The following is a 24,814-nucleotide window of genomic DNA, read 5'->3' on the forward strand; positions in this document are numbered from 1 at the left end:
CAGACGATCTTGAACGGGCCACATCTCCAGAGTCACTTTCACTTCCTGCGGATGATTTCAGACAGAGCATGAATGGTGCTCGTAAATGGGTTCGTGAAGCTCTTAAGCTTCGTGTAGCCGAAGATGAAGCTGAGACCCTCTGCTAGAATTGCAGGAACGGAGAATTCGAAATTTCGCCGATGCGGCTCAGACAGTGAATTCGAAGCGGCCCCTTCGGGCAGCTCAAAGAGCCGAGAACGATTTTGACCCTCTTCCAGCAGGCTGTCGCCGATATCAGCCGATTGTATCGCCAGCGCATCAGCCGCGCATTTGTGCCCTTTGAGGTCACTGCGTATTTCAAAGCAAATACCATTGGCAACACGTCGGCTTTCATGAAGTCTCTGATAACAACCAAAGGAGGCTACACGTCACAGAAAACCACGGCCATCACCGACAAGATCGGGCTCGACTTCATGGATCACGCGCGCTTGCTGCTCTCTCTCCACGACGAGGACCCTGCAGAATTTGCCAAGGTCGCTGAAGGCCTGGGTATCGGCCAGCGCAAGGCCGATTACCTCGTCGTGTGCTGTCAGACCAATGCGAACCAGTCTCAGAAACCCCTACCCTGATCCGCCTCAGGCCGCGCCGAGCTGACGCCACTCGGCGAGGGCGACGGCGCGATTTTGCTTGAAGTTGTCTCGGCTGTAGAGGTGACGCTCCTGGTTGAAATGATTGTTGACGGAGGAGTGGACGGCGGCGAACGTCTGTAGCGTTCGCATCCGCCGAAAGCGCTGCATCGCCCGCTCCCGTCGTCGCAAAGGTTGGTGCGAATTCTCTGCACGATTGTTCAGATAGCGGCCTGTCTCCTGAAGATCCGACGCGCCGATCGTTCGCAGCGCAGCGCCGTAGGAGCGCAGACGATCGGTCACCATCACTTCCGGTGAACCGTGCCGCCGCATCGCTTTCTTCAGGAATTTCAGCGCCGCCTTGCGGTCCCGGCGTTTTGTGGCAAAAGATTCCAGCACCTCGCCCTCGTGATCCACCGCCCGCCAGAGATAGTGCAATTCGCCATTGATCTTCACGAAAATCTCGTCGAGGTGCCACCGCCAGTGCTGCGACGAACGCATCCGTTCGACGCGGCGCCGACGGATCTCGGCGGCGAACATCGGGCCGAACCGGTTCCACCAGAACCGCACCGTTTCATGACTGATCTCGATGCCGCGTTCGTGGAGCAGGCCCTCCACGTTTCGCAACGAGAGCGGGAAACGGATGTAGAGCATAACCGCAAGGCGGATGATTTCGGGGCTCGTCTTGAAGTAGCGGAAGGGGCTCGGTTTGGGCATCCGAGGAAACTACGCGACCGTCCTGCGCCACTCAAGGAAGTTTATCTGACACCGCCCGACGACATGCTCCGGGACCTTGTGCGGGACGTTCACGAGGAACTCGCTGAACTCGATCGGCGCATTGCCGCGTACAACCGCCGGATCCGGGCCCTCTTCAGCAGCAACCCGGCGTGTCAGCGCATCGGAAAGATCGAGGGGATCGGTCCGATCACGGCGACGGCGCTGGTCGCCGCAGTCGGCGACCGGAGCTGTTTCAGGAACGGCAGGCACTTTGCTGCTTGGCTGGGTCTGGTGCCCAGGCAGGTTTCGAGCGGCGGAAAGACCCGGCTGTTCGGGATCAGCAAGCGGGGAGACCGCGACATTCGCACGCTGCTGATCCACGGTGCCCGCGCGGTCTGGGCAAGGCCCACGGAAAGACGGATCCGAAAAGCCTGTGGGTCGCCCGGATGCGCGAGCGGCGGCACCCCAATGTGGTGGCCGTCGCCCTCACCAACAAAAATGCCCGGGTTGTCTGGTCGATCCTGGCGCAGGACGAGGAATACCGGCCCGACAAGACCGTCGCGGCGGCATGATCGACGCCGCCGAGTAGCCAAAGACGAACCCCCGGAACATTGCAGCAACTTGGCAGGAGATGATGAAAGGGTCGCTCCCATCGCTTCTTGAGCCTGATTTGTGGACCGGCACGGCAAGGCAAACGCCGCTGCCTTGGAGCCATTGAGGAAGAAGCGCGCGGAAATCCATCGGGGCTCGCGGCGACGAAATATCGGGCCGCTCAAAGAAGCCGGAGATACGTCCGCAATACGATCGCCGAACCAGAACCAACCAGACCGTTGCAATCAGGCGGGGTCCATATACGTCCACAAATGACAGAGCCATCCGGGGTCATTCTCTCCAAGTCGATATTCGGGGATAATGGTCCCGGACGACTGCCAGCGGCCGTCCGGGATACCGATCAGAACGGGCTGTCGGGGAAGTAGAAGTTCTCCGCGTTCTCGGGCGTGATAAGTTGCGAGCCGATGATGAACCGGCCCGACACCGGCGTGCTGGAGATCAGACCGAGTGCGGTCAGCTCGATCGCGGTCGAGATCTGCGCAGGCGGATAGGTCACGTTCACCGGAAGCTGAGGATCTCCCTCCATCATTCGGGCGATGATTTGCTTCATGCCGGCACCGCCGACGACCCACATCTCTTCCGCCCGGCCGGACTGGGCGATGGCTTCCAGCGCGCCGATGGCCATGTCGTCGTCAGCCGCCCAAACCGCGTCAATCTCGGCAAAGCGCGACAGGTAGTCCTGCATCACGTTGAAGGCATCGTCGCGGTTCCAGTTGCCGTGCTGCATGTCCAGCACCTCGATGCCGGACCCTTCAATAGCGGCCTGGAAGGCTTCCACACGCTCGTTATCCAGCGTGGTGGGGATGCCGCGCAGAACGACGATCTTGTCGCCCTCGGACAGCGTCTCGGCGAAGTACTCGCCCGCGACGCGGCCGAAGCCCGGGTTGTCGCCCGCGACGTAGAGATCCTCGATCCCCTCGACCGACAGGCCCCGGTCCACGACGGTCACCCAGATGCCGGCATCGGCCACCGCCTGCACCGGAGAGGTCAGCGGCGCGCTTTCGAAGGGCAGCACCACCAGTGCGTCGATGTCGCGGGTCGCCACCATGTCCTCGATGTCGTTGACCATGGTGCCGGCATCACCCGCCGTCGCAAGCACGAAGCTCAGCTGCGGATAGGTCTCTTCCAGCCGCCGGATCGTGTCCTGCGCGTGGAAGTTCAGCCCGCCCATGAAGCCGTGGGTAGCCGAGGGGATCGCGACGCCGATGGTATAGGACTCGTCCTGCGCCACGGCCCCGGTCGCGGTGAAGCCGCCCGCCGCTACGGCGGCCACGGCGATCGTGTTCAGAAAGCTCCTGCGTTTCATGATATTCCTCCCATGAAGTTCACCGCGCACCTGCGGCCTTTCTCTCGCGTTGCAGCACAACGGCGAGAATGACGATGACGCCCTGAATGGTGCCGTTCAGATACGGACTGACCATCGAGGCGAGGTTCAGGATGTTCCCGATCAGGCTGAGGATCAACACGCCGACAACCGTGCCCCAGACCCGGCCGAAGCCGCCTTTCAGCACCGTGCCGCCGATGATGACGGCGGCAATCGCCTCCAACTCCCATAGCACGCCGGTTGAGGCCGAGGCGGAACCGAGGCGGGGCACGTACATGATCGTCGCCAGCCCCACCAGCATGCCCAGCAGGACAAAGGTGGCGATCCGCACCCGGTCGACGTTGACGGCGGAATAGCGCGCCACTTGCTCGTTCGCTCCGATTGCCGCGCAGTGGCGGCCAAAGGCCGTGCGGCGCATCAGTACCTCGCCAAGGATCGCGACCAACGCGAAAACGATGATCGGCCAGCCAACGCCAAGGATGCCGTCGTAGTAGACCGGCCGGTAAAGCGCGCGCAGGTCGAAGTCGAGCGACAGCGTGCCGCCATCGGCGAGCCAGGTGACCAGTGAGCGGTAAATCCCCATCGTCCCCAGCGTGACGATGAACGCCTCGATCCGCACCTTGGCGATCAGCACGCCGTTCAGCCAGCCGGCGATGAACCCCGCGATCATCGCCACAGCCAAGCCGCACAGGATCACCGGGATTCCCACCCCCATGATGGGAATGAGCGAGTTCATCGCCAAGATCATCAGGCCAGCGACGAAGGCCGCCATGGAGCCGACCGAAAGGTCGATGCCGCCGGCAGTAATCACGAAGGTCATGCCGACCGCGATGATCCCGATGAAGGCAGACCGTGCCAGCACGTTGGTCACGTTGCCGTAGCTGAGGAAATTGGGGTTCAGCCACGCCCCCAACGCGATCAGCAGCAGCAGCGCCAGCACTGGGCCGAGCACGTGAAGGTTGATCGCCGGGAAATGGCGCGCAGCAGCGGTGCTCGTGGTGTCGCTCATGATGCCTTTACCTCCTCGCCGGGCATGCCCATGGCCAGCCGCACGATGGTCTGTTCGTTGATGTCATCACCTTCCAGAATGCCGGCGATGCGGCCTGCGGCCATCACGACAACGCGGTTCGAGAGCCCGATCACCTCTGGCAGTTCGGAGGAGACGACGATGACGCTTTTGCCTGCAGCGGCAAGGCCGGCGATGAATGTGTAAATCTGCTGTTTGGTGCCGATGTCGATGCCGCGCGTTGGCTCGTCGATGATGACGATCCGGGGCTCTGCCAGCATGGTTTTGGCCAGAAGAAGCTTCTGCTGGTTGCCCCCAGACAGGTTTCCCGCGTTCATGTTCAGGTCGCCCGCGCGAATGTCGAACTCGGCCACTGCCCTGTCCAGCGCCGCCGCCTCGGCCTTGCGGTCGATCAGGATGCGGGTGAACCGGTCGAGCGCCAGCAGCGTCAGGTTCTGGCGCAGGTTCTTGCCCAGCAGCAGGCCTTTCTCCTTGCGGTCCTCGGTCAGGTAGACCAGCCCGGCGCTGCGAGCGGCCATCACCGATCCGGGCTTCAGCGGCTTGCCCTCAATCGTGATGCGGCCGCTTGCCGGGCGCAGGCCCACGACCGCCTCCATCAGTTCGGTGCGCCCTGCGCCGACCAGCCCGGCAAAGCCCAGCACCTCGCCACGGCGCAGGGTGAAGCCAGCATCCTGGATCAGTCCCGGCACGCTCAACCCCTCGACCTGCAGCACGGGGTCGCCAAACACCTCTGGCTTTTCGGGGAACAGGCCCGACAGTTCGCGCCCTACCATCGCCTCGGCCATGCGGTCGGTGTTGAGTTCCCGGGCAGGGGCTTCCAGCACGTGGCGTCCATCACGCAGGACAGTCACGCGGTCGGCGATGCGCGCCACCTCGTCCAGTTTGTGCGAAGTGTAGAGGATCGCGGTGCCCGCAGCCCGCAGTCTGTCGATCTGCTCCAGCAGGATCTCGGTCTCGCGCGCGGTCAGCACCGCCGTCGGCTCGTCCATGATCAGCACCCGCGCCTCGCGGCCAAGTGCCTTGGCGATCTCGACCATCTGGCGGTTCGGAACCGATATGTCGGAGACCCGCGCGCGCGGGTCGACGTTGCTGTTCAGCCGCTGGAGCAGCGCGCGGCTTTCCGCCTGCATCCGACGGTGATCAAGGAACGGCCCGCGCTTGATCTCGCGGCCAAGGAAGATGTTTTCTTCTACCGTCAACTGCTGCGCGAGATTGAATTCCTGATGGATCATCACGATCCCCGCCGCCTCGGCCTGCTGCGAACCGGTGAAGCTGACGGGCGCGCCATTGAGGAGGATCTGACCGGACGTGGGCCGCAGATAGCCCGCGAGGATCTTCATCGTAGTGGATTTGCCGGCGCCGTTCTCGCCGATCAGCGCATGAACCTCGCCCGGGCGCAGGTCGAAGTCGATGTCGAACAGCACCTGCACGGCCCCGAAGCTGTGCGAGACGCCCGAGATGGCCAGCACCGGCGCGGTCACAGCGGCACCCAGGCCGCGTTGCGCTCCGACGACCGGATGCAGGCGGCGACGAAGGCCATGCCCTCCAGCCCGTCCGCGATGCCCGGAACGTCCGGCGGCGCCGTGTCGCCGGTCCGCCGTGCCACAATCGCATCGGCAGTCTTGTCGTAGAGATTGGCGAAAGCTTCCAGAAATCCCTCTGGATGGCCCGGTGGCAGGCGGGTGAAGCCGGCTGTTTCGGTTTCGGGGCCGGCGCGCGTCTGGATGCAGGTCGGCGCGCCAACCGGCGTATGCATCAGGCGGTTCGGGTTTTCCTGTGACCAGTCCAGTCCGCCCTTGTCGCCGAAGACGCGCAGGCGCAACCCGTTCTCGTGCCCGGGCGCGACCTGGCTGCACCACAGCATGCCGCGCGCGCCGTCAGCGAGGCGCAGCAGGACGTGGGCGTTGTCGTCCAGCCGCCGCCCCGGGCCGAACGATTGCAGATCGGCCGACAAAGCCTCAACCTGCTGCCCGGTGACGAAGCGCAGCAGGTTGAAGGCGTGGGTGCCGATGTCGCCGGTGGCCCCGCCGGCGCCACTTCGGGCCGGATCATCGCGCCATTCGCCCTGCTTCGTGGTCAACGCGGCCGGGTCGGTCATCCAGTCCTGCGGGTATTCGACCTGCGCCACCCGCAGCCGCCCAAGGTCGCCCCGCGCCACCATCTGCCGCGCCTGCCGGACCAGCGGATAGCCGGTGTAGTTGTGGGTCAGCACGAACAGCGTCTCGGAGGCTTCGACCATTCGCGCCATCTTGCGCGCCTCGGCCATGGTGGCGGTCAGCGGCTTGTCGCAGATCACATGGATGCCGCGTTTCAGAAACTCGCGTGCCACGGGGAAGTGCAGGTGATTGGGAGTGACGACCGCCACCGCCTCGATCCCGTCCTTCAGCCGCGCCTCGCGCTGCGCCATTGCCTTGTAATCGTGGTAGATGCGATCCTCGGCCAGCCCGACCTCCGACCCCGACGCCTGCGCCCGCTCAGGCGTCGATGAGAGCGCGCCGGCAACCAGAGCGAAGCGCCCGTCCAGCCGTGCGGCGATCCGGTGCACCGCACCTATGAAGGCGCCGCTGCCGCCGCCGACCATGCCCAGCCGGATCGGCCCGCTACGATCGGCAAAGCGGCTCATCGGTCCAGACCCAGGATGCGGCGGTTCGCGGCCTCATCCGTGCCGGCGCTGGCAAAATCGTCAAAGGCACGCTCGGTCACGCGGATTATGTAGTCGCGCACGAATTGCGCCCCCTCGCGCGCGCCGTCTTCGGGGTGCTTCAGGGCACATTCCCATTCGACCACCGCCCAGCCGTCGAAATCGTTCGCCGCCAGTTTGGAGAACACCGCGCCGAAATCCACCTGCCCGTCGCCGATGCTGCGGAACCGCCCCGCGCGGTTCACCCATGACTGATAGCCACCATAGACGCCCTGCCGCCCGGTTGGGTTCAGCTCGGCATCCTTGACGTGGAACATCCGAATCCGGTCAGCATAGATGTCGATGTTGTCGAGGTAATCCAGCGCCTGCAGCAGGTAGTGCGACGGATCGTACAGCATGTTGCAGCGCGCGTGGCCGTTCACCCGGTCAAGGAACATTTCGAAGGTGACGCCGTCATGCAGATCCTCGCCGGGGTGGATCTCGTAGCAAAGGTCCACGCCGTGTTCGTCCGCCAGGTCGAGGATCGGGCGCCAGCGCCGCGCCAGTTCGTCGAATGCGGTCTCGACCAGCCCGGCAGGACGCTGCGGGAACGGGTAGAGATAGGGCCAGGCCAGCGCGCCGGAAAAAGTGGCAAGCGCCGTCAGCCCCATGTTGGCCGAGGCCCGGATCGCCAGCCCCAGCTGATCGACCGCCCAGGCCTGCCGCGCCGCCGGGTCGCCGTGGACGGACGAGTCGGCAAAGCCGTCCATCATCGTGTCATAGGCGGGATGCACCGCGACAAGCTGGCCCTGCAGATGCGCCGAAAGCTCCGTTACCGAGATGCCGTTCTCGGCCGCCTGCCCAACAAAGGCATCGCAGTAATCGCGCGATGCGGCAGCCTGCTTCAGGTCGATCAGCCGCGCATCCCAGCTTGGCACCTGCACGCCGATGTAGCCGGAATCCGCCGCCCAACGGGTAATGTCCTGCCATGTGGAGAATGGCGCAGTGTCATCTGCGAATTGCGCCAGAAACAGCGCCGGCCCCTGCATCGTTTTCACGGTCATTCCTCCCGCCACTGTCCGTGGCGCCTGACTCATGTAATCGATTACAGTTTTAGTCTATGCTCCTTGAGATCGTTTACAAGATCTTTTTTGCGCGCCAGTATCTCTGCCAGAGAGGACTCCTGGCGTGCGACAGAAAACGGCGACGATTCAGGATATTGCCCGCATAGCCAAGGTCTCCACTGCGACCGTTAGCCGGGCACTGTCCACCCCCGGACAGGTCACCGAGTCGACCCGCGAGCGCGTGATGCAGGCGGTGCAGCAGACCGGTTATCAGGTCAACCCCACCGCCCGGAACCTGCGAAGGCGGCGGACCGGTAGCATCCTGGCGCTGGTTCCGAATTTGGCCAACCCGTTCTTCTCCCAGATCCTCTCCGGTCTCGCCGCGGTGGTAGCGGCTGAAGGCTACGGCTTGCTGATCGCCGATACCCAAACCGATCCTGACCCGGCGACACGGGTGTCATTCTATCTCGACAACCGCGTCGCCGACGGGTTGGTGCTGTTTGACGGGCGACTGGCCGACAAGCGGCTCGCCCGGCGCTCCCGCGTGCCGATCATCCTTGCCTGTGAATGGGGCGACCCGCTGTTCCCCTCGGTGCGGGTGAACAACGTTGAGGGCGCGGCGCTCGCTATCCGCCACCTTATCGAGCGTGGGCATCGTTCAATCGGGCATATCACCGGCCCTCGCGGTAACGTGCTGACCGACACCAGGCTGGCCGGCACCCGCTCGGCACTGAGGGCGGCAGGCTTGGAGTTGCCCACGGATTGGGTTTTCCATGGCGATTTCAGCCTCGATTCCGGAGCGGCGGCAGCCCGGCGCTGGATGGATCAGGCTGACCGACCTACGGCAGTGTTCTCAGCTTCGGACGAGATGGCCTGCGGCTTCATCGGCGCGCTACAGCACGCCGGCCACACACTACCAGCAGAGGTATCCGTCATAGGATTCGATGATATCGAGGTCAGCGGGCACCTGACCCCGGCACTGACCACGATCAGCCAGCCCCGCCGCCGGATCGGCGAGCGCGCCGCCGCGAAGCTGACGCAAATGATCGCGGCCGAGACCCTGACTTGCGACTCTGAGGAGATTGCGGTCGAATTGGTCTGCCGTGAGAGCGTTCGTACGCTTGCCAGTGGGTTGCGGTGTCGATGAGGTCGCCGAAGACATCGACGACGGAAACAGAGGAACAAGTGCGGCTGAAGCTCGGAACCGGGTAGCATCCCAGACAACCCGCTGCCCTTCCACTCACGGCAGCACGCTGATGCGGTCATTCTGCCAGCCGCCCACCATCGCGCTCAGCGCGGCGGGCTCGATCACCTCGACCTCATCGCCCCACTTGTAGAGATGCCAGGCCATCTCGACCATGCCACTTGCCGCGAAGGTGACGATCAACCCGCCATCCGGCTTTGTCAGAGAAAAGGAACGTGATACGCTCACCAACCCCGGTTGTTCTGTCTCCTGCCGCACTTTCATGGCTACTACCCTGAAGAACAATCGTTTATGCCCTCGGATCTAACAGAGGGGCAAAGAAGCTAGCACTGCAGTGATTCCTCTGACAACGCCTGTCTGACGCTACCCTCCAGCACGATGTCGGAAAATCTCAGCTAAGGATTCCAAGTGCTTGAGGCGTTGGCTGCGCGACGCCGTGATCGCGCCATTCAACAACCGCACGAGACATCACATCAGCTCCAGCGAGTCTCTCCGTAGCGTTGCTCGAACTTGCACAGCAAAGCGAGTTCAAGCTCTTCGTTCCGGATCGCGCAGGCGGTTTGCGACCATTTCTCGCGTTCCAATCTCTATCCGAAAGCACTTCGCACCGTCGATCCTTCCACGTCCAGGTCAAGTATGGCCGATCCGAGGCACTTGCCGTGGGCATCGAGGGCGAGTGAGCGGGTGACGCCCCCTCGCAGCGCGCCGCGCATCACGAAATTCAGGGCTCCGAGTTGCGGAAGTTCGTAGCGGACAACCTCCCCGGTCACGAGACCTCGAAAGTGCTCGCGCACACGCTCGGCGGTCACCTCGCGGGCGATCATGTCGAAGTCCGCCGGGTCGAAGGCAATAACCGAGATGTTCGAGGTGTCGCCCTTGTCCCCGGTGCGGGAATGGGCGAGTTCGCGCAGGCGCATTTCAGGCCTCCTGAATGTCGATCGCAGTTCTGACCTGCGTTTCGGGGATGAGGGTTGAGACGATTCCGACGATTTCCCGTGTCGATTTCGCCGCCCCCCCGCCGCCGGCAGGACCATTGAGGTAGAGCGACTCGACCTCGTTGCCGACCCGCTCAGCCTCCTCGAGGCTATCGGTGCGACCGACGAAGCGCACCCGCACCTCGCGCGGGGCGGTCCCATTTGCGGAGAGGCGCGCCCCGAGGATCGAGTCGACGCCAATAAGCTCGCCGCGCGTCTCCTGGCAGGCTACCCCCATGATCTTCAGACGCTCGGCCACGATCTCGACCGCCAGCCGTCCGCGCTCCATCGCCCCGGGACCGGCATAGGAGATCTGTCCTTCGCCAACATAAGAGTCGATGTAGCCGACCGAGACCTTGAGGGAGCCCGTACGCGCGCTGCCGCCGCCGCCCGTGACGCGGACCGAGTCCGCGTCGAGGGCCTCGATGACAACGCCGGAAAAATCAGCGGCCACGTCGGGCTGGAGATAACGCGCGGGGTCGTGGACCTCGTAAAGGAGTTGCTCCTTGACGGTCGCCGGGGTGACAGCTCCTCCGGACCCTTTGACCTTGGTTACGGTGACGTTGCCTTCCTCATCGACCTCTCCGATCGGAAATCCGAGGCGGGCGAGATCCGGCACATCCTTGTAACCTGGATCGGCAAAGTAGCCGCCAGTGATCTGGCCGGCGCATTCGAGCAAATGGCCGACGATCGTTCCGCGACCGAGACGGGTCCAGTCGTCCATTGACCAACCGAAGGCATGGATGAGTGGCCCGAGAAAGAGGGCGGGGTCGGCGGCGCGGCCGGTGACGACAACCTCGGCGCCTTGGGACAGTGCCTCGGCGATCGGGGTCGCACCAAGGTAGGCGTTGGCTGAAATCACCCTGCAGTCGAGCTCGGAGATCGGCCGGCTCGTCTCGTCGAGCTGGTAGTCTCCTGACTGCACCTCGGCCAGCACGTCGTCGCCGGTGACGGCAGCGACGCGCAGTCCCTGCAAGCCAAGCTCGCGTGCGACTTCCCGCACCGCTTCGGCTGCCGCAAGCGGGTTGGCCGCGCCCATATTGGTTATGATCCGCACCCCGCCGGCACGACAGGCGGGTAGGACGGCCCGCATCCGTGCCACAAGGAGGGGATCGAAACCGGCGGCAGGATCACGAAGGCGGGCCTGCTGGGCGAGCGCGATCGTGCGCTCCGCGAGGCACTCGAAGACGAGAAAGTCGAGATCGCCTTTCTCTGCCAATTCGACCGCGGGTTCTATGCGATCTCCGGAAAAGCCAGCGCCGGCGCCGATGCGGACAGTCTTCATGGCTTCATCCTTCCTGTGGCGTATCCGCGTGACGCACCTTGACGATCTCTCTACGGCGCCAGAAACCGAGGGCGAGCAGCGTGAGCGCGAGCGGCGGGCCGCCCCAGTGCGGTGTGATCGCGAGTGCGATGGCGGCGAGATAGAGCATGACGTCGAGCGTCCGCCGGCCGAAGAGCGGCTGGCCGCTCAGGAGGCACGGAATCGCGATGACGAGCACGAGACCCGACATCGCCGCCTCTGCGATTGCGAAGATGCCCCCTTGGCCGATCATTCCGGGATAGAGCAGGAGCATGAAGGGCACGATGTAGACGACCGCCGCGAGCCGCACCGCCTCCAGTGCCGCGGGAAGCCAGTTGGTCCCGGCAATGCCGGCGCCGACGAAGACCGCGACGCAGACAGGCGGCGTGATGACCGAGAGCGTCGCGAAGTAGAAAACGAACATGTGCGCCGCGAGCGGCTCGACACCAACTACGGTCATTGCGGGCGCAAGGACGGCGGCGACCAACACGTAGGCGGCTGTCGTGGGCAGCCCCATCCCCATGATCAGACACACGCCAGCGACGATCAGCGCCACGAAGAAGGTGCGGTCGCCTGCGAGTTGGACAATCATAGAACTGAGCGTGACGCCAATGCCGGTGAGATTGATCATGGAGACGAGGATCTGCGCACCGGCAAGCAGCACGCCAATGATCACGAGCCCGCGCCCCGCATCACCGAGGCCGTCCAGTACCCGACTGGCCATCTCGCGCGGGGGCATTCGACCCGCGCGAGTAATAACGAAGGCAACCAGCAGGCCCATGATCCCCCAGAAGGCGGCGGTGGCAATCGAACGTCCCAAAAAGACGCCGGTAAAGAGGAGACCGAGTGCTGCGACAATCGGCAGCACGCGCCGTGGGGCAACGATGTCGCGCCACGGCGGAAGCTCGTCCTCCGGCACGATACGGAGACCGCGGCGGACCGCGGTGATGTGGACGGTGACGAAGACCGAGACGTAGAACAGCATGGCCGGCAGGATCGCAGCGACCATCACCGTGAGATAGCTCACGCCGAGAATCTCGGCCATCACGAAGGCGGCGGCACCCATGATCGGCGGCGCGATCTGGCCACCGGTCGAAGCGACGGCTTCCACCGCCGCGGCGAAGGGGCGCGGATAGCCGAGCCGCTTCATCATCGGGATGGTGAAGTTGCCGGTGGTTGCGACATTTGCGACGGCACTGCCGCTCACCATGCCGAAGAGGCCGGAGGAAATGGTCGCGATCTTGGCGGCGCCGCCGGGGCTTCGCCCGCCGAGGCGCATGGCAAGATCCATGAATGCCTGGCCACCGCCAGTGTGCAGCAGCAGCGCCCCGAAGAGCACGAAGGCAGCGATGACCGTCGAAGCGATGCCGAGCAGCATGCCCCAGACACCGAGATCGCTGAGGAAGATCGTCTCGGTAACGAAATCAACATCGAAGCCGCGGTGGCCCAGGGCGCCCGGCAAACGGTCGCCGAGAAGGGCGTAGGCAAGACCGACGATCATCAGCACAGGGAAAATCAGACCGACAGCGCGCCTGCCGATTTCGAGAAGAGTCACGACGAGTCCTGCGGTGAGAATCTTGTCCGTGGTCGTCGCCCAGGGGAGCGACGTCATGATCGCATCGTAGTTCACGACGATATAGCCGCAGGCGGCGAGCGTCAGCGCGGCAAGCGCGAGATCGACAACAATGCCAATCGGGCGCCAGCGAGTGCTGGCGCCCAAGGGGTAGATGGTCAAACCGAGGCTGACAACCAGCGCGAGGAAAAGCGCGCGCTGGATCAGGCTCTCGAACGGTCCGGTGGCCGCCGTATAGAAGACGAACAATCCGATGGTCAGGGCAAGGCCCTTGGAGAGCATTTCACGCATTGCCAACTCCTTCACGGCGCCTGCCCGGATCGCCTCAGTTCGCAGACGCCGGCACCAGGTGATCGGGAACGTCTATGCCCTGCTCACGGAACCAGCGATATGCACCGGGATGCAAGGGGATCGTTCCATAGGTCACAGTGAGTTCCGCGAGATCTGCATCGCGCAGTTCGGCCATCGCGTTCGCTTGTGCCGTTTCGTCTTCCATGACAGTCTTGACGATCTGGTAGGCGGTTTCCTCGCTGAGATCCGGGCTGGCCGCCACGCCGACGCCGAAGCTCCAGGTCGTATAAGCGGGCATGCTGTCGTCGGAGCTTTCGGGGATCTCGACGATCGAGACGTCAGGCATCTCGGACCGCAGGCGCTCCTGCTCCTCCTCGGTGAGGCTGAGTACGGTGATCGGCGTGAAGGTCGCGATATCGAGGGTGGACGCATCAAGTCGCATCCCAGCACCGGACTTCACGTAACCGATCACCCGGTTGTCCTTGATCATGTCGACGACATCTGTGGTGGAGCCGCGCACATGGGCAGGCTCGATCCCGAGTGCTGCAAAGACCGCTTCCGAGGTCTGCTCGGTCGCAGAGCCGCGTATCCCCGGATTGAGGCGCTGGCCCGCCAGCTCAGCCATGCTGGTGATCCCGGCATCCCGGCGCACGACGACGTTCTGCGGCGCCGCCGTGTAGACCCAGAGGAGCTGTGTTTCGACGGGTTGTCCCTCGAACTCATTCGTGCCGGCAAGGGCGTGATGGGCAACATTGGTGGTGACGAGGCCGAGGTCGACCTGGCGGCGCTGGATGCGACGAAGATTGTCCAGCGTTGCGCCGGTCTCGACGACCGAGGCTTCCACTTCGGCGACGCGCTCGTTTACAAGCTGGGCAACGGCCACGAAGTAGCCGTAGTGGCTGGACGACGCCGAGGTCGATCCAATCAGAAGGCGCTCGCTGGCGTTTGCTGGCAGAACGAGCGCGAAAGCGGCGGCGCCGCCGAGAAGAACGTGACGAAGGGACATGCAACACTCCTGTGTCTGATCTGGTCGGGCCGCGCGATTGCGCCGCGCCGTACGAAAGTCGGCGATCGGATATCAGCATCCGTTGCCGAGCGAGTTCATGGGGGGTGATGCGATCTCGAGGCCTCCCTGGACGATCGTCAGCCTCCTCCCAAAGGCCGTGATGCCTACGATGCATGAATCTGACTGGTTCCGGAAGTGAATGTATTACATTATTCGATGCATGAGACGCATCAACCTCGACCTGTTTGAACTTCAGGCTTTTGTCCGGCTCGCCGAGAAGGGCAGTTTCCGTGCCGCTGCCGACGACGTGGGCCTGTCAGGTTCAGCCCTTAGTCGGCTGATCGTAAGAATCGAGGAAAAACTCGATGCAAGGCTTTTTGACCGAGACACCCGAAATGTCGAACTGACACCCCAGGGGCGCCGGTTGCTCGAGCTCAGCGGTCGCATCCTGGCGGAAACCGAGGCTGCGCTCGACGAGTTCGATGTGTTCCTCGCGGCACGACGCGGGCAACTGACACTCGCCGGTCTACCTTCGGTCACTGCCGGTCTGCTACCGCCGATTGTCGCACGCTTTGCCGCCGATCGGCCTGACGTTGATGTCCGGATCTTCGATGCCCTTTCCGATGGCGTCATTGAGGCACTACTCGATGGGCGGGCCGACCTCGGATTCACGGCGGGCGCGGTAACCGCATCCGAGCGGCTGGCCTTCCGGCCGCTGCTCGACGAGCCGTTCATGGCCGTCGCGTGGCCTGGAGGACCGCTAGATGAGCCAAGGACCTACACCTGGACCGAACTCGTCGGGATGCCCTTCATCGCCATGTCGCCGGGGACCAGTGTCCGTGCACTCACCGAGGCCGCGGTCGCTCAAGAGGGCTTGAGCCTGCGGCCGAGATTCGAGGTGTCGCACCTCGCCACAGCCGGAGCACTCGTGGCCGAGGCTCTTGGCGTCACCGCCCTCCCTTCGCTGACGCTGCCCGTCCTCGGCGGCCGCCAGTTGGTCGTGCGCCCACTCGAAAAGCCGGCGATGGTGCGCCGCATCGGACTTGTCTATCTCGCCGGGCGAACGCCATCGCCATCGGCGAGCGCCTTTCGCGACTTGTTGCTCAGCGCTGATTTTCGTCCGTTTGTATCCGCAGCCAAGACGTATCAGCCCTGACGAAACCGCGCTGCACCCAAGGTGTCGAAGGCGAGCGCCTGCTTTTGAGGCAGGTTTAGCGGACCGATGCCAGTATCGGGAGCCAATGGCCTGGATCAGTAGGGCGTGCCCGCATTCTGTCGCTGCACCCGGGCCGCTTCGGCCCACCAGGCAAGATCGGCGGCGAAGCGTGGAAAGGCCCCGGCGAGGGCAGCTCCGGCCTCGCCGACGGGCTGTGCGTCGGCATCCAGGGCCTTGCCGATGCCGCCCACTGCGAGCGAGCTGGAAATCGGGACCATCCCCATTTCGGAAATCGTTCCGTGCCAGGCGAGGGCGGCCCGGACCCCAGAGAAGCGACCTGCGGAATAGCTCGCAATTGCCGCGGGCCGCCAGAACCATTCCTCAAGGAAATGGTCAGTCAGGTTCTTCAATCCCGGCTGGACGCCCCAGTTGTATTCACCGGTGACGAAGACGAACGCATCGGCCTTGCGAATCCTTTCCGCAAGCTCTTCCAGCGCGGGTGGGGCTTCGCCGACGGGATACTCCTTGTACATGCGGTCGAGCATGGGCAGGTCGATTGCCTTGGCGTCGATCAGCGCGGCATCGGCGCCGAGGTCGTTCAACTCCCGGACAGCGTATTGAGCGAGGCGTATGCCCAGCCGGTCGGCGCGGTAGGAGCCATAAAGGACGAGGATACTGTGGGCCATGACATCTCCCTTCGGTGAATTGGCAGGTTCGGTATTCAGGCGGCCCGCAGGGGGGCATCGCGGCCGCCCACTTCTCCAGTTCCCCGAGCATACCGAACTAATCAGCGAACGCACTGGTCGGGGATGGGGGCACGAAGAGGCCGGTTTGATCTGGAGGCCGCGGCTGCGAGTTGCGGCCCACAAGCCTCTCAACTGGTCACAAACTGCAGAAGGTCGGCGTTCAGGAGGTCGGCGTTCACCGTCAGCATGCCGTGCGAGAACCCCGGATAGGTCTTCAGCATGCCGTCCTGCAGCAGTTCGATCGCCTTCAGCGCCGAGGCGGCGATCGGAACGACCTGGTCGTCCTCACCATGCAGGACCAGCGTCGGCACGGTGATCGCCTCGAGGTCCCTGGTCTGGTCGGTTTCCGAGAAGGCTTTGATGCCGTCGTAATGCGCCTTGGCGCTGCCCATCATGCCCTGCCGCCACCAGTTCTGGATCACGCCTTCCTGGATCGTCGCGCCCTCACGGTTGAAGCCGTAGAACGGCCCGGCCGGGACATCGCGGAAGAACTGCGCGCGATTGCCGGCCAGCGCGGTCCGAAAGCCGTCGAAGACCTCCATCGGCGTGCCCTCGGGATTGGCGTCGGTCTGCAGCATCAGGGGCGGGATGGCGGCGACGAGCACGGCCTTGGCCACTCGGCCCGCAGGTTCGCCGTGTCGCGCCACATAGCGCGCGACCTCGCCGCCCCGGTGGAATGGCCGATATGGACCGCGTTCCGCAGATCCAGCGCCTCGACGACAGCCAAGGCGTCGGCCGCGTAATGGTCGATGTCGTGACCCTCGGCAACCTGCTCCGAACGGCCGTGCCCGCGCCGGTCGTGTGCCACGACGCGGTAGCCTTTGGACAGGAAGAACAGCATCTGCGCGTCCCAGTCGTCGGAGCTGAGCGGCCAGCCATGGTGGAAGACGATGGGCTGGGCGTCCCGCGGGCCCCAGTCCTTGTAGAATATCTGTACGCCGTCGTCGATTGTGACAAAGCCCATGGTGGGTTCTCCTTGTTGAGCATCGTGTGTAAAAAGCCGCGCGGAATTCACGACTCCCGGAGGAAAGGCTCACTCGGAAAACGATCCTTGGACATTTTTGAGTTGCTCCTTCGAGCTGACAGATCCCGGCTGAATTCGTTGCAGGCGCGAGCTGTCGTGGGATTGACTCGCTACATCGCGGCGCCCTGTGTGGCGGTCAGGGCGGACCAGATCATCAGGACCCCGAAAGCCACGAAGATGATACCGGTCAGCGTCCGTCCGCGCCGCGCATGCTCCGGGTTGCGGAGCAGTCGGCCGAAATGTCGGGCTCCGAAGGCATAGCCACCGAGAACGATGAGCTTCACGACGACGAAGGTCGCAACCAAAAGGGCGAGGACGGATGGTCCGCTCCCTACCGGGAGGAACTGGGGGAACAGCGCGGCGAAGAACAGGATGGCCTTCGGATTGCTGATCCCGACACCGAAGGAGTGAAGCCAAAGCCCCAACGCACTTTCCCCATGAGCCGCCTGCATGGCCGTCGGATCCGCTTGCGACGCGGCAGGGCGAAGAAAGGTCCATCCGAGCCAGATGATGTATGATGCACCCGCAAGGCGCAGGGCGAGGAAGGCAACCGGATAGGCAAGGAGCAGGGCGCCCAACCCGATGATGGAAAACGTGGCCAGCAACGCGATCGCGACCAGATCGCCGCTCAGCGCGGCCAGCGCGCGGCGCCACCCGTAGGCAATGGCGTTGTTCACGATGAACACCGTGGACGGACCGGGGGTCGCGGCCTGGGTCGCACTGACGAAGAGAAAGGTCAGATAGGCTGGGAGTTCCATTCTCGCAGTCCTTCGGCGACGCTGACATCGAGGACGCACGCAACTTGCCGTTCCCTTGGGCAATTCGATAGTGCCATACTCGAGCAAACTGTGTCGCGAAACGGGGAACGCCGAAATGAAAATCGAGGATCTGCAGACATTCGTCGCCGTGGCCGATGCCGGGGGTGTTTCGGCCGCCGCGCGCCGGCTCGGCGTCTCAAAGTCGATCGTGAGTCGGCGGCTCTTCCGGATCGAAGCGGAACTCGGCACCCAGCTTGTCGCGCGGACGACCCGCGGCGCCGCGCTCACGGAGGCGGGATCGACGTTCAGGGACCATGCGGCCCGGGCTAGTGCCGAGATTGATACGGCGCGGGAAACGATCCTGCCGACTGGCGGGCTACGTGGCCGCCTCAGGGTTGCCATGCCGCTTTCCCTCGGGCCGACCCACTTCGCCCCCGCGCTGGTGGACATGGCACATCGCCACCCGCACCTGCATATCCAGACGTCATACAGCGATCGTTTCGTCGATCTGATCGCGGAAGGTTTCGATTGCGCCCTTCGGGTCGGATATCTTCCGGATTCCAACCTGATCGCGAAGCGCATCGTTCCGATCCATGGAACGCTTGTTGCAAGCCCTAGCTATATCAGGGCGCACGGGTCACCCGAGACGCCGGACGAAATTATCAGCCACGAAGCGCTCATGCAGGGAACGGAATCATGGCAATTCATGGATGGCGACAAAATCGTCACGGTTCAGCCGCAGGGCAGGTTCAAGGCCAACAGCGCTGCGGCGCTCGCAGGCGCATCTGCGGCAGGTCTCGGCATCGCCTGGCTCCCTGATTGCATCATAGCTGAATATCTGGCTTCCAGCGCCCTCGTCCCGATCATGACTCGTTATCCGCCGCCTTCGGCTGGCGCCTATGTCGTACGACCGCCCGGTCAGCACCCCGCACGGAAGATCCGCGTCCTGGCCGAAACGCTAATCGAACACTGCGCACGAGATCCAGCCATGTGGGGTCTCGACCGCCAAAAATCCGAAAGGCGCAAGGCGCTGACGGGCAGATAGGCGCGGCACCCAACGAGCTTGCGGCCCGTGACCTGCCCGCGTTCCACTTGGCGCGACACAGTTGCGTGCGTCCCAAGGCTAGCCGCCGGGCTGCTACGGCGTCAATCTACACATCAATCGCACCGGCATCGTCCAACCCTTCGGGCATTCCGGATGCATCTGGATCAGGCATTCGCATCGGCAAGCACGAGCCCGGCCGCGTGCCAAAAAGAGGACGACGCGCATGAGTTGGAACCCGGCACTCGACCCCGGCTGCCCCGATGAGGTGGGCGTGGATGCCATCGAGACGCTCATCGTCCCGCGGGCCAGGGATCTTGGCGGCTTCGAGGTCCGGCACGCATTGCCCGCCCCAAAGCGGCAAATGGTCGGGCCGTTCATCTTCTTCGACCAGGCCGGGCCGGCCGAACTGCTGACCGGTCAGGGCATCGATGTCCGGCCGCATCCGCATATCGGCCTCGGGACCGTCACCTACCTGTATCGCGGCGATTTCCACCACCGCGACAGCACCGGCGCCGATCAGATCATCACACCCGGCGCGCTGAACTGGATGGTCGCCGGGCGCGGCGTGACCCACTCCGAGCGTACGTCGGAGGCTGCTCGCAGCGGTCCGAACGGCCTGTTCGGGATACAGACATGGCTGGCCCTGCCCGATACCCATGAAGATGTGGCACCCAGTTTCGAGCACCACGGCAAGGAGGCGCTGCCGATGATCGAGGATCGCGGCCTATCCGTTCGGCTGATCCTCGGCAGCGCCTACGGAAAGACCGAGCCCGCGACCATGCTCACGCAAACCTTCTATGCCGATGTGACGCTCGAGCCGGGAAACCGCCTGCCGATGCCGGACGATCACGAGGACCGGGGCATCTATATCGTCGAAGGGTCCATCTCGGTCGCGGGACAGGAATTCGATGCGGGTCGGATGATGGTCTTCCGCCCGGGCGACAGGATCACCGTCGTCGCCGGCGACCGGGGCGCGCGGCTCATGATCCTGGGCGGCGCGACCTTTCCCGGCCCCCGCTACATCTGGTGGAACTTTGTCGCTTCTTCACGGGAGCGCATTGAACACGCCAAGGCGGAATGGCGCGCCGCGAATTGGGGCAAGGGGCGCTTCGATCTTCCGTTCGATGACCGCGATGAGCACATTCCCTTGCCGGATTGACCGGTGCCGATGGATTGATTGGCGGGTCGCAATGCGAGCAACCCAAGATTAATGACCGACTCCCGCAAGGGAGAGATGCTGAATGGAGAAGACGCGCGATGAGCACCAATTGGCCCCGACTCGACTACCTTGGATGGCGCGAGACCTGTTCCGCCCTGCACCTCTATCTGCAGATCGTCGGAAAGTACCGACTGACGCACACGCCGTGGCTGAACCATTCCTGGAACGCCACATTCTATGTCACGCCGACCGGCCTGACATCCTCACCGATCCCGGACGGTCCGGGCATCGAGATCCGGTTCGATTTCCGCGAGCATATGGTCATCGGCACCTGCGGTAACGGCCGCGAGGCGAGGATCGCGCTGGAGCCGTCCACGGTTGCGGCGTTTCGCGCGAACTTCGTGCAGATGATTGCCGATCTCGGCGGCACGCCAACCTTCAACGACACCCCGAACGAGGTGCCGAGCCCCATGCCGTTCAGCAAGGACCATCGCGACCGGCCCTATGACCGGGAGGCGGTGCAGCGCTACCACCAGGCGTTGGTGGCGATTGACAGCGTATTGGGCAGGTTTCGGACCTCCTTTACAGGCAAGTCCAGTCCCGTCCACCTGTTCTGGGGGGCCTTGGATCTCGCGGTCACCCGGTTCTCGGGGCGGCGCGCGCCGCTCCACCCTGCCGGGATCCCAGCCCTGCCGGACGACGTGGCGCAGGAAGCCTATGACCGCGAAGTCTCCTCGGCAGGTTTCTGGCCGGGCGGCAACGGCATCGACTACCCTGCCTTCTATGCCTACGCCTATCCGGCACCCGGCGGGTATCGGGGCGCGCCGGTCCGGCCCGAGGCGGCATTCTGGCATGAGGGTCTGTCGGAATTCATGTTGCCGTACGATGCCGTGCAGACTGCCGCTGATCCCGACGAGGCGCTTATGGCTTTTCTGGTCTCGACCTACGACGCCGCCGCTGACCTTGGACAATGGGACCGCGAACTTCTGGAGTGCGCACAGGGCCGACCGCGCCAGGTGCGCCGGCCCAGTGCGGGAATGGCAAAGGACGCGCCCTCGCCAACCGATGTCCCGGTGGAACGGGAAGATGGCGCATCGAAGGGGCGCTACCGCCTGGTCATCGATGGCAACGAGGCGGAGATGACCTACAGCCGGGTCGGCAAAAGTCAGATCATCATCGACCACACTGAAGTGCCTGCGGTCTTGCGTGGCCGCAAGGTCGGAGAGCGGCTTGTGCGACAGGCGGTCGAGGATGCGCGGCGGGACAGGGTGGTCATCATCCCGCTCTGCCCGTTCGCGAAGGCACAGTTCGACCGCCATCCGGATTGGCAGGACGTGTTGCGCCAGTCGAGGACCTGACTTCCAATGGACCGCATCTTGCGCTGGACGGGTCATTCGGGTCAATGGACGGGGCGCTGACGGTGCGGCCGGTCCTTGAGCCGCACAGCATCGCGATCGGCGAAAGCCGCCGGAAAGAAGGAACCATCGCCCGCTGCCGAAGTGATCCGGGGGCCGGCACCACAGTGGAAACGACGCCGGACGCTGCCGCGCACCGGCGTTGCAATTTTTGAAGGGCGAGCCGATGGCCGCAGAGGGGTTGGGGCCAGTCATCGGTCCGGCGGTCGTGCTGATGGGGGCAGCGGTGATTGCCGTGCCGCTGTTCCGGCGTCTGGGGCTGGGGTCGGTGCTGGGCTATTTTGCCGCCGGGGCAATGGTGGGGCCATCGGTGCTGGGGCTGTTTACCGACCCAGATACGATCCTGCATTTCGCGGAACTTGGCGTGGTGATGTTTCTGTTCGTCATCGGGCTGGAATTGCGCCCGCAAAAGCTCTGGGCGCTGCGGGGGCAGATCTTCGGGCTGGGACTGGCGCAGGTGAGCCTTGCGATTGCGTTGCTGACGCTGGCGGGCGTGGCGGTCTTCGCGCTTCCACCGATCACGGCGTTCATCGCCGGTGCCGGGTTCGTGCTTTCCTCGACCGCCGTGATCATGTCCACCTTGCAGGAACGCGGGCAGATCGCCAGCCACGAGGGGCAGAAATCTGTCTCGATCCTATTGTTCGAGGATCTGCTGATCGTGCCCTTGCTGGCAGTCGTCGCCTTCCTGTCGCCTGTCGGTCAAGGCGATGGCGGGTTGGTCGACGTGGCGCTGGCATTGGCCGGGCTGGTGGCGCTGCTTGTGGCCGGCCATTGGCTGCTTGATCCGTTCTTCGCACTTCTGGCGCGGGCCCGTGCCCGCGAGGTGCTGAGCGCCGGGGCACTCCTGGTCGTGCTGGGGTCTGCCCTCCTGATGGAGACGGTGGGCCTGTCGATGGCGATGGGGGCGTTTCTGGCCGGGGTCATGCTCTCCGGCTCCAGCTATCGCCACCAGATCGAAAGCGATATCGAGCCGTTCAAGGGCCTTCTGATGGGGTTGTTCTTTCTGGCGGTCGGCATGTCGTTGGACTTGGCCGTCGTGGCCGCGGAATGGCCGCTGCTGCTGGCCATGCTGGTGGTCTATGTGCTGGTCAAGGCGGTGGCCATCTATGCAACGGCGCGGGCCTTTGGCGGGGTCAATCTGGTCGCCTTGCGCCGCACCGTCATGTTTGCCCAAGGGGGCGAGTTTGCGTTTGTCCTCTATACCGCCGCCTTAGCGGGTGGGGTGATCGACGCGCGGGAAAATGCAATCTTCTCGACCGTTGTGATCCTGTCCATGGCGATCACACCGCTGATCCTGATTGTCGCTGACCGGTTTTTGCGTGATCCTGGCACCGAGCTGGATGGGGTTGAAGCAGCGGACGGGTTGCGAGGGCAAGTTCTGGTGATCGGCTTCGGGCGTTTTGGCCAGATCGCGCTGCAGATGCTGCTGGCACGGGGTGCGCAGGTCTCGGTCATCGAGAATAACCCCGACCGTATCCGCGAGGCCGCGCGCTTTGGCTTCAAAGTCTACTTCGGCGATGGCACACGGCTGGATATCTTGCACGCTTCCGGTGCGGCGCAGGCGCAGGTGATCCTGATCTGTGTCGACGACCGCAGCGCGGTCAGTACCATCGCCGAACTGGTTCGGCACGAGTTCCCGAATGCGGCGGTACTTGCACGCAGCTATGACCGGGGCCATTCGATGGAACTGATCCGCGCGGGCGTGGATTTTGAAATCCGTGAGACTGTTGAATCGGCCCTGCTGATGGGGGCCGAAGGGCTGCGCCGCCTTGGCTGGGATGAGGCCGCCGTGACCGAAGCGCTGGATGATATCCGCCGTCGCGATGTGCAGCGCCTGACCGAGCAGGTGCAGGGCGATTTCATGTCCGGGCGGGACAAGATGCTGACGACACCCGTGCCCGAGCCTTTGGCTCGCACCCAACTCCTGAAAAAACCAGATTCTTGAGGAAAGAAATGATTCTTGGCTGTAGATGGGCGTCCGGCGGGGGCCGCCATAGGATTCCACCTGGGACCCCTGTCGTCGGATTGGATGTCGCTTACCACTGGAGCCCACCGGCATGGGCTGAAGCGCCCACTCGTTTCGATTCCGCTGATGTGGGGTAGTCTGCTGGCCGGGATCCTTGCCCGGACATGGGCGAGGCGGATGGCGGCTATCGCCCTCGCCGCGCTCACCATCACCGTGTTCATCCTCAACCTTCCCCGCGCGGCCGAGCGCGCTGCTCGCGCAGCCGAGCGGCTGGACCAACTTTTGTGGTTGCCGCCCGTAATGCAAGAAGTTTTTGACCCTTTTGGCGTGTGATCGAGTGCGAACTTTTGTCAGGCCTCGAGATGCGGCACTTACAAAAGCCGCGGGCCGGGATGGTGATCAGCGGATCGGGTCCAAATCTGGAAGCCGAGCTTCATGCTCGTGTTGGTCCTCTGGTTTTCCCAATCCTGATCTGTTCGATCGTTTTGCCCATTCAGGTCGTCGTCTTCTCACACCCCCTTGGCACCGTCGCTTTCAGTTCGACATGAGCTTCATGCCGCGACTGCCAGCGCCGGTTCCTTGTAATCTTCGTTCTTCGTCAGCATCGCCCAGATCTGCCGGGCCATCTTGTTGGCCAGCGCGATCGCAACCAGCATCTTGGGCTTGCGCGCCAACATCCGTGACAGCCAGCTGCCCTCCGTAATTGTGCGCTGTCCAAGCCAGCCCAGCCGCGACATTGCCCCAATGATCAGGAGGGGTCTAATATCAGCTTGCCCAGCTTTGGTCATCCGACCCAGGCGCTCCTTACCTCCTGAGGAATGCTGCCTGGGCACCAGGCCCAACCAGGCCGCAAAGTCGCGCCCTGTCTTGAACTGCGCCATGTCGGGTCCGAACGCTTCCACCGCAACGGCCGTCAGCGGTCCCACACCCGGCATGGTCTGAGCCTGCGCGCCCTGTCTGACTGAGTGGCAAGCGTCTTGAGTTTGGCGGTCCGTTCGATGATACGCGTCGTTTTCTCTGCAATCTGCGTCAGCAAGTCCTGACACTCCTCTCGGATCAGACCGGGCAGTTCTGAAGCTGCGTCCTCCACAAGCGCTTTCATGCGATCGAGGTAACGTATTCCTGCGGGAAACACCTGGCCAAGCGTTGTCAGAGGAAGCACTCATTTCCTAGCTTCGTTGACCTTCAGCTGGATACGAGGGCACAAAGGTCTGTTCTTCAAGGC

The 24,814-nt window shown here is 63.8% G+C and carries 23 protein-coding genes and 2 pseudogenes; 9 read left to right on the forward strand and 16 right to left on the reverse strand.

Annotated features, from left to right (window positions below):
* The first annotated feature begins 242 nt into the window (after positions 1–242).
* Positions 243–608 (forward strand): hypothetical protein, encoded by a 366-nt coding sequence (locus IM708_RS16775; protein ID WP_209427739.1) that lies wholly within the window; start codon positions 243–245, stop codon positions 606–608.
* A gap of 6 nt (positions 609–614) precedes the next feature.
* On the opposite strand, the gene IM708_RS16780 is transcribed toward IM708_RS16775, so the two are convergent.
* Both IM708_RS16780 and IM708_RS21360 read right to left on the reverse strand, forming a co-directional pair.
* Positions 615–1,322, reverse strand: coding sequence for an IS6 family transposase (locus IM708_RS16780; RefSeq protein ID WP_209427740.1), 708 nt, complete (start codon positions 1,320–1,322; stop codon positions 615–617).
* A gap of 9 nt (positions 1,323–1,331) precedes the next feature.
* Positions 1,332–1,703: a hypothetical protein gene (locus IM708_RS21360; protein WP_245243269.1), complete on the reverse strand. Its 372-nt coding sequence runs from the start codon at positions 1,701–1,703 to the stop codon at positions 1,332–1,334.
* A gap of 65 nt (positions 1,704–1,768) precedes the next feature.
* Between IM708_RS21360 and IM708_RS21590 the strand changes: the two genes are divergently transcribed.
* Positions 1,769–1,894 (forward strand): hypothetical protein, encoded by a 126-nt coding sequence (locus IM708_RS21590; RefSeq protein WP_280860856.1) that lies wholly within the window; start codon positions 1,769–1,771, stop codon positions 1,892–1,894.
* Between the two features lie 380 nt (positions 1,895–2,274).
* On the opposite strand, the gene IM708_RS16790 is transcribed toward IM708_RS21590, so the two are convergent.
* Genes IM708_RS16790 through IM708_RS16810 form a run of 5 tightly spaced genes read right to left on the reverse strand, consistent with a single transcriptional unit; the run spans position 2,275 to position 7,963 of the window.
* Positions 2,275–3,240 (reverse strand): ABC transporter substrate-binding protein, encoded by a 966-nt coding sequence (locus IM708_RS16790; protein ID WP_209427742.1) that lies wholly within the window; start codon positions 3,238–3,240, stop codon positions 2,275–2,277.
* A 19-nt stretch (positions 3,241–3,259) separates the two neighbouring features.
* On the reverse strand, positions 3,260–4,267 hold the full coding sequence (locus tag IM708_RS16795; protein WP_209427743.1) for an ABC transporter permease: 1,008 nt from the start codon (positions 4,265–4,267) through the stop codon (positions 3,260–3,262).
* Positions 4,264–5,766, reverse strand: a complete 1,503-nt coding sequence (locus IM708_RS16800; RefSeq protein WP_209427744.1) for a sugar ABC transporter ATP-binding protein — start codon at positions 5,764–5,766, stop codon at positions 4,264–4,266. Before IM708_RS16800 ends, IM708_RS16795 begins: the two co-directional genes overlap by 4 nt.
* Positions 5,763–6,908, reverse strand: a complete 1,146-nt coding sequence (locus IM708_RS16805) for a Gfo/Idh/MocA family oxidoreductase (RefSeq protein ID WP_209427745.1) — start codon at positions 6,906–6,908, stop codon at positions 5,763–5,765. The genes IM708_RS16800 and IM708_RS16805 overlap by 4 nt, the downstream gene beginning before the upstream one ends.
* Entirely contained in the window at positions 6,905–7,963 is a 1,059-nt protein-coding gene (locus IM708_RS16810; RefSeq protein WP_209427759.1) for a sugar phosphate isomerase/epimerase, read from the reverse strand. Before IM708_RS16810 ends, IM708_RS16805 begins: the two co-directional genes overlap by 4 nt.
* Before the next feature lie 130 nt (positions 7,964–8,093).
* Here IM708_RS16810 and IM708_RS16815 point away from each other — a divergent pair, with 130 nt between their 5' ends.
* Positions 8,094–9,116 (forward strand): LacI family DNA-binding transcriptional regulator, encoded by a 1,023-nt coding sequence (locus IM708_RS16815; protein ID WP_209427746.1) that lies wholly within the window; start codon positions 8,094–8,096, stop codon positions 9,114–9,116.
* A gap of 93 nt (positions 9,117–9,209) precedes the next feature.
* On the opposite strand, the gene IM708_RS21715 is transcribed toward IM708_RS16815, so the two are convergent.
* The 5 genes from IM708_RS21715 to IM708_RS16840 form a co-directional block, all read right to left on the reverse strand.
* Entirely contained in the window at positions 9,210–9,437 is a 228-nt protein-coding gene (locus IM708_RS21715) for a WYL domain-containing protein (RefSeq protein ID WP_209427747.1), read from the reverse strand.
* 323 nt (positions 9,438–9,760) lie between these two features.
* Positions 9,761–10,090: a hypothetical protein gene (locus IM708_RS16825; RefSeq protein WP_209427748.1), complete on the reverse strand. Its 330-nt coding sequence runs from the start codon at positions 10,088–10,090 to the stop codon at positions 9,761–9,763.
* Position 10,091: 1 nt separating this feature from the next.
* Positions 10,092–11,432, reverse strand: a complete 1,341-nt coding sequence (locus IM708_RS16830) for an acyclic terpene utilization AtuA family protein (protein ID WP_209427749.1) — start codon at positions 11,430–11,432, stop codon at positions 10,092–10,094.
* Positions 11,433–11,436: 4 nt separating this feature from the next.
* Entirely contained in the window at positions 11,437–13,314 is a 1,878-nt protein-coding gene (locus IM708_RS16835; protein WP_209427750.1) for a TRAP transporter fused permease subunit, read from the reverse strand.
* A 34-nt stretch (positions 13,315–13,348) separates the two neighbouring features.
* Positions 13,349–14,320, reverse strand: a complete 972-nt coding sequence (locus IM708_RS16840; RefSeq protein ID WP_209427751.1) for a TAXI family TRAP transporter solute-binding subunit — start codon at positions 14,318–14,320, stop codon at positions 13,349–13,351.
* A gap of 199 nt (positions 14,321–14,519) precedes the next feature.
* Here IM708_RS16840 and IM708_RS16845 point away from each other — a divergent pair, with 199 nt between their 5' ends.
* Complete coding sequence (locus IM708_RS16845; RefSeq protein ID WP_209427752.1) at positions 14,520–15,476, forward strand: LysR family transcriptional regulator; 957 nt, start codon at positions 14,520–14,522, stop codon at positions 15,474–15,476.
* A gap of 95 nt (positions 15,477–15,571) precedes the next feature.
* On the opposite strand, the gene IM708_RS16850 is transcribed toward IM708_RS16845, so the two are convergent.
* The 3 genes and pseudogenes from IM708_RS16850 to IM708_RS16860 all read right to left on the reverse strand — a co-directional run bounded on the left by IM708_RS16850 (position 15,572) and on the right by IM708_RS16860 (position 18,004).
* A complete protein-coding gene (locus IM708_RS16850) occupies positions 15,572–16,162 on the reverse strand; it encodes an NAD(P)H-dependent oxidoreductase (protein ID WP_209427753.1) in 591 nt (196 codons plus the stop codon).
* A 188-nt stretch (positions 16,163–16,350) separates the two neighbouring features.
* A pseudogene (locus tag IM708_RS21720) lies at positions 16,351–17,186 on the reverse strand (alpha/beta hydrolase).
* Between the two features lie 170 nt (positions 17,187–17,356).
* Positions 17,357–18,004 carry a LysE family translocator gene (locus IM708_RS16860; RefSeq protein ID WP_209427754.1) on the reverse strand — a complete coding sequence of 216 codons (648 nt, stop codon included), beginning with the start codon at positions 18,002–18,004 and terminating at the stop codon, positions 17,357–17,359.
* A gap of 115 nt (positions 18,005–18,119) precedes the next feature.
* Between IM708_RS16860 and IM708_RS16865 the strand changes: the two genes are divergently transcribed.
* The 5 genes from IM708_RS16865 (at position 18,120) to IM708_RS16885 (ending at position 23,922) form a co-directional block, all read left to right on the forward strand.
* Positions 18,120–19,049: a LysR family transcriptional regulator gene (locus IM708_RS16865; protein WP_209427755.1), complete on the forward strand. Its 930-nt coding sequence runs from the start codon at positions 18,120–18,122 to the stop codon at positions 19,047–19,049.
* A gap of 223 nt (positions 19,050–19,272) precedes the next feature.
* A complete protein-coding gene (locus IM708_RS16870) occupies positions 19,273–20,208 on the forward strand; it encodes a pirin family protein (RefSeq protein WP_209427756.1) in 936 nt (311 codons plus the stop codon).
* On the forward strand, positions 20,205–21,566 hold the full coding sequence (locus IM708_RS16875) for a DUF5996 family protein (protein ID WP_245243273.1): 1,362 nt from the start codon (positions 20,205–20,207) through the stop codon (positions 21,564–21,566). Before IM708_RS16870 ends, IM708_RS16875 begins: the two co-directional genes overlap by 4 nt.
* Positions 21,567–21,789: 223 nt before the next feature.
* The gene (locus IM708_RS16880) at positions 21,790–23,568 is read left to right on the forward strand and encodes a monovalent cation:proton antiporter-2 (CPA2) family protein (protein ID WP_209427757.1); all 1,779 of its coding nucleotides are present in this window, start codon (positions 21,790–21,792) and stop codon (positions 23,566–23,568) included.
* Positions 23,569–23,766: 198 nt separating this feature from the next.
* Positions 23,767–23,922: a hypothetical protein gene (locus tag IM708_RS16885; protein WP_209427758.1), complete on the forward strand. Its 156-nt coding sequence runs from the start codon at positions 23,767–23,769 to the stop codon at positions 23,920–23,922.
* A 218-nt stretch (positions 23,923–24,140) separates the two neighbouring features.
* Here the strand turns inward: IM708_RS16885 and IM708_RS16890 are convergent.
* Positions 24,141–24,539, reverse strand: a pseudogene (locus tag IM708_RS16890) (transposase); the annotation flags it as partial.
* Positions 24,540–24,814: the final 275 nt, after the last annotated feature.

This window comes from Pararhodobacter sp. SW119, from assembly GCF_017811755.1.
Lineage (GTDB): Bacteria > Pseudomonadota > Alphaproteobacteria > Rhodobacterales > Rhodobacteraceae > Pararhodobacter.